At 72.2% G+C, this 4,860-nt stretch carries 4 protein-coding genes and 1 pseudogene; 3 read left to right on the top strand and 2 right to left on the bottom strand.

All coding sequences use genetic code 11. The features are described 5' to 3' along the window. The first annotated feature begins 247 nt into the window (after positions 1–247). Positions 248–2,008, top strand: a complete 1,761-nt coding sequence (locus EBN88_RS28600; protein WP_122399915.1) for a protein kinase domain-containing protein — start codon at positions 248–250, stop codon at positions 2,006–2,008. Between the two features lie 60 nt (positions 2,009–2,068). Here EBN88_RS28600 and EBN88_RS28595 read toward each other — a convergent pair whose 3' ends face one another. Then, positions 2,069–2,893: a helix-turn-helix transcriptional regulator gene (locus EBN88_RS28595; RefSeq protein WP_122399914.1), complete on the bottom strand. Its 825-nt coding sequence runs from the start codon at positions 2,891–2,893 to the stop codon at positions 2,069–2,071. Positions 2,894–3,037: 144 nt separating this feature from the next. Here EBN88_RS28595 and EBN88_RS28590 point away from each other — a divergent pair, with 144 nt between their 5' ends. Both EBN88_RS28590 and EBN88_RS28585 read left to right on the top strand, forming a co-directional pair. Continuing rightward, positions 3,038–3,817, top strand: coding sequence for an SDR family NAD(P)-dependent oxidoreductase (locus EBN88_RS28590; protein ID WP_122399913.1), 780 nt, complete (start codon positions 3,038–3,040; stop codon positions 3,815–3,817). Positions 3,818–3,915: 98 nt separating this feature from the next. Then, complete coding sequence (locus EBN88_RS28585) at positions 3,916–4,566, top strand: hypothetical protein (protein WP_122399912.1); 651 nt, start codon at positions 3,916–3,918, stop codon at positions 4,564–4,566. A gap of 162 nt (positions 4,567–4,728) precedes the next feature. On the opposite strand, the pseudogene EBN88_RS28580 reads toward EBN88_RS28585, so the two are convergent. After that, positions 4,729–4,860, bottom strand: a pseudogene (locus EBN88_RS28580) (IS481 family transposase); the annotation flags it as partial.

The raw sequence follows: 4,860 nt of genomic DNA, 5'->3' as shown, positions 1-4,860 counted from the left end.
GCCCCGAACGCGCCGAGCGCGTCCCCCGCGCCGGCCGCGCGGCGACGGCTGGGCCGCCCTCGCGTCGAGGATTGGCCGCTTCCGCGAGCCGTTGGCTCGAACCCGTCCACCGCCGCGCGGCCCGCGCCCCCGCCCCGCCCTCGTCGGAGCGGGCAACTCACGCGGCTCGCCCACGCGTTAGGGTGGCTCCGCCGCCGGGGGCGCAGGGGCCGGACGGGGCGCTGGGCACAGGGGGAGGAAACCGGCCATGCACCCGCTGCGGGCAGACGATCCCGACCGCATCGCCGACTACCGGCTGCTCGGGAGGCTGGGCGAGGGCGGGATGGGCGTGGTCTTCCTGGCCAGGTCGCCGCGCGGCCGGATGGTGGCGGTGAAGACGATCCGCGCCGAGTTCGCCAACGTTCCCGACTTCCGCCGCCGGTTCGCGAAGGAGACCGCCGTCGCGCGGCGGGTCGGCGGCCGGTGGACGGCCGATGTGCTGGCGGCCGACCCGGACGCCGCGCTGCCCTGGGTCGCCACGGAGTATGTCGCCGGGCTCACGCTCCAACAAGTCGTGGACGAGTTCGGCCCGTTGCCCGAAGACTCGGTGCGCGCCCTGGCCGCCGGCCTGTGCCAGGCGCTGGGCGCCATCCACGAGGCCGGGCTGGTGCACCGTGACCTGAAACCGTCGAACATCATGGTGACCATCGAGGGCCCCCGGGTGATCGACTTCGGCATCGTCCGCGCCCTCGACCTCTCCACCGCCGGGAGCCTGACCGCCACCGGCCGGGTGGTTGGCTCGCCGGGCTTCATGTCGCCGGAACAGGCCAGGGGTGAGCGGCTCTCCGGCGCCAGCGACGTCTTCTCGCTCGGCGCGGTGCTGGCGTTCGCCGCCACGGGGCGGCCGCCGTTCCACGCGGACGAGGGGCAACCGGCCGCGCTGCTCTACCGGGTGGTGCACGAGGAGCCGGACCTGTCCGCCGTTCCCGCGCCGCTGCGCGAGCTGATCGCCGGCTGCCTGGCCAAGGACCCGGCCGACCGCCCCGAACCGGCCGAACTCCGGAACCGGAACGCCTCTCCGCCCGCCGGCCCCTGGCTGCCGCCCGAGGTGCTGGCCCGCCTGGGCCAGGAGGCCGTGCGGCTCCTGGAGCACGACGACCCGCACACCCGGACCGCCCCGCCACGCGACGACGCCCGGACCGAAACGGCACACCGCTCCGTTTCCTCGCCGCCCACCGCACCCGTCACCAGCCCCGCCACCGACCCAACCCCCGCACCCCATCTGCTCGTTGACGAACGCCGCAGGGCCGGCCGCCGGCCGCCGACCGCCACCCACACCGGGCCGCTCTATGTGATGCTGACGCTGTTCACCCTGGTCACGCTGGCCAGCGCCGTTCATGTGCGACTCGTCAGCGGCAACGAGGGCGAGTGGAACGCCGTCAACGACTACCGCGACCTGTGGGTCCTGGAGCACGAGACCAGCGCGTACCTCCTGCTGGCCACCCGCGCGGTCACGGCCGTCGGGCTGGTGGCGTCCTGGCTCCTGTGGTTCCACCAGGTGCGCGTCACGGCGGAAGGGTTCGTCCCCGGCGGCCTCCGGTACCGCACGCGCACGGCGGTGACCGGCTGGTTCGTGCCGTTGGGCAACCTGTTCCTGCCCAAGCGGATCGCCAACGACATCTGGCACGCGTCCAGTCCACCCCGCCCCGACGGCCGGATGGCCCCGGCGGGGCTGCTCCACACCTGGTGGGCCCTGTGGCTGGCGACCTTCCTGACCTGGCCGCTGTTCTGGACCCCGTGGACCGAGACCGTCGACCTGGACAGCGCGTCAACCGAGGTGTGCCGGGGGTGGGACGAGGGCCTCTGCGACCCCGACTTCCTGGTGGACGAGTACACCTACTGGTACTGGTTCGAGCCGCTGACCTGGGTCAACTTCTGGCTCCACCTGCTCGTCGTGCCCACCGCCATCGTCACGGCCCTCTACGTCCGCCGCCTCACCGCCCTCCAGACCGCCCGCGCCCGGGCCTGACCTGCGGGCGGAGCGCCGTGCTCAGGGGCGCCGCCCGCCGCCGGCGCGTGGCCTCCCGGCTCAGCGGCGTTCCTCGACCGTCGAGCGGAGCAGGGCCAGCCTGTCCCCGTCGGCCGTGCCGGGGGCGGCGTGGAAGGCGACGAGCATCATGCCGTCGGTTCCGGTGATGTGCAGCTTCTCCCGGCTGAGGGTGATGTCCCCGATCTGCGGATGCCGGAAGCACACCGTGGCACCGCCCCGGGGACGAACGTCGTGCCGCGCCCAGAGTTTCTGGAAGTACGGGCTGGCGAGGGAGAGTTCCCCGACGAGTTCGACGCAGCGGGGATCGTCCGTTTCCGTTCCCACGGCCTCGCGAAATCCGGCCAGGAGCGCCGCCGCCGCTCCTTTCCAGTCGGGAAGGAGACGCTGTTCCTCGGGGTCGAGAAACACGTCCCGCAGCCGATTGCCACCGGTCACCAGGCGCGGGGAGAGCGCCGTGGCGAGGGCGTTGGCGGCCAGGACGTCGAGATGGCGCCCCTCGACAAAGGCGGGCACGGGCAACAGCGCGAGGAATCGGGCGGTGCTGGCCGGCACCGTTTCCCGGCGCCGACGGCGGGGCCGGCGCGGCCCTTCGGCGACCAGGCCGAAGAGATAGGCCCGGGTGTCGTCGTCGAGCCTCAGGACGCGGGCGAGGGACTCCAGGACCTGCGGGGACGGCCGGCGGTCCCGGCCGCGCTCCAGGCGCAGGTAGTAGTCGGCGCTGATGCCGGCCAGCATGGCCACCTCCTCGCGGCGCAGCCCCGGCACGCGGCGCACCCCCACCACGGGAATGCCGGCCGCTTCCGGAGTTACCAGCTCACGCCGCGCGCGCAGAAAATCGCCCAGCAGATTCCGCTCCTCGCTCATCCCTCCACGTTATGCCGTTCCCCGACCGCGAAAGGGGGTCCTGTCACTCCCCTGGACAGTCGGGGAACTGGCTCGGCACACCGGCCGGAGCGAGGGTCAGAACGTCACCGATCCCCTGGTCCCGAAAAGAAAGGGAACACCCGCATGAGCAGGCTCGCCCTCGTCACCGGCGCCACCTCCGGCATCGGAAGGGAGTTCGCGGAACGCTTCGCCGCCGACGGCTACGACCTGATCGTCGTCGGCCGCCGCCGGGAGCGTCTCACCGCGTTCGCCTCCGACCACCCCGAGGTCACCGTGCGCACGGTCGCCGCCGACCTGTCCACCGAGGACGGCATCGACGCCGTCGCGTCCCTCTGCGCCGGCGAGCCGCTGGACGTGCTGGTCAACAACGCCGGCGTCGCCCACTACATGCCGCTGGCCGACCTGCCCGCCGACAGGGCCCGCGAACTGGTCAACGTCAAGGTTCTGGCCCCCACCCTGCTCATGCGCGCCGCCGTCGGCGGGATGCGGCGGCGGGGTGGCGGGACCATCATCAACGTGGCCGGGATGATCGCCTTCTCCGGGCCCGCCGGCGCGTCCCAGATGCCGCGCCGCGCCGTCTACGCCGGCGCCCTCGCTCATCTGGTCGCGATGACCCAGACCCTGGCCGCCGAGGTCGAGGACTCCGGCGTCCGGGTCCATGTGGTGTGCCCGGGCGTGGTGGCCACCGAGTTCCACACCGTCCAGGGCATGGACCTCGGCGCCGTCCCGCGCATGAGCGCCGCCGACGTCGTCACCGGCGCCCTGCGCGGCCTGGAGCTCGGCGAGACCGTCAGCGCCCCCGGCGTCGAGAACTACCAGCTCCTCGAAGACGTCTTCGCCGCCGACCTCGCCGCCTTCGCCGGCCAGAGCACGGCCCTGGCCACCCGCTACCGCGCCAACTGACGCCGACGCGTCCGCTGGAACAGTTCGAGTGCTTCTGGGCACACCCATAGAATGAACGCTCGGTCTGGGGCCGGTCACGTAGGGCATCGGGGGTAGGGATGACAGACCTGATCGACGTGGAACTCGTTCCCCGCGCGGTGCCGCACGGCGCGCGGGACGGTGGTTCCGAGCGAGGGGTGTTCTACCTGGGCCAGCCCTACATGGTTCCGCTGGACCCGGCGGATCTGGACGGCGACCTCCGTGCCCACGCCGAGGGGCGGATCGGGGCGGTGAAGTATCAGCGCCTCGTGGTCAATCTGTCCCTGGCACCACGGCAGGGCGAGCCGTTCCGGCATGTTGTGGTGAACGCGGTGGCAACGGCGGTCGCGCCCTCCCCCGAGCCCATACTGTTCCGTGCCGCGTCGCCACTGCGGCACACCACCACGGTGAACCGCAGCTCTCGCCTCGCGGTCACTTCCGACCAACTACCGGTCAGCCCGGAACTGGAATGGTCATCGCAACACGCGCGGGAGGAGCCGTATCTGGTCGCGCGGGGCATCGACACCGACACCGTCCAGTGGGAGTTTCACCGGACGACCGGCCACGTCCTGGACGGCTCCTACGAACTGAAAGCGGTGTTGGAGATCCCCCTCGGTGTCACGGGCGGGGTTCTGCTCTCCGCCTCGGCGACCATCCGCAAGAAGCGTCTTGGCCTCATCGGCTACCGGGCGCGCCTGGACGACGAGTTGAGCCCGGCCCCCTTCGCCTAGGCCGTGTCCGTGAAGTCTCGCCGGGCCCGCGACGCCATACGCGGCACCTCGCCGCGTTACCGAATCGCGCGAACACGGCCAGGTACGAGCTGCGATCCGGCGCCTTGCGACGCACCGCGTCCAACGCCGCGGTCTGATCCGACGAGACTCTACGGACACGACCTAGTTGTATTGCCCTGTGAGGTTGGGGACGCGGGTGGCGGGTGGGTGGCCGTTGAGTGCGGTGTGTCCGCGGTGGTGATTGTAGGTGTGGAGCCACTGGTCGAAGGCCGTGCGTCGTTCGCTCTCTGATCG

The sequence above is a fragment of the Streptomyces triticirhizae genome, assembly GCF_003696235.1.
Lineage (GTDB): Bacteria > Actinomycetota > Actinomycetes > Streptomycetales > Streptomycetaceae > Streptomyces > Streptomyces triticirhizae.
Note: the sequence above shows the minus strand (reverse complement) of the source record. Positions and strands in the feature narration are given on the sequence as shown.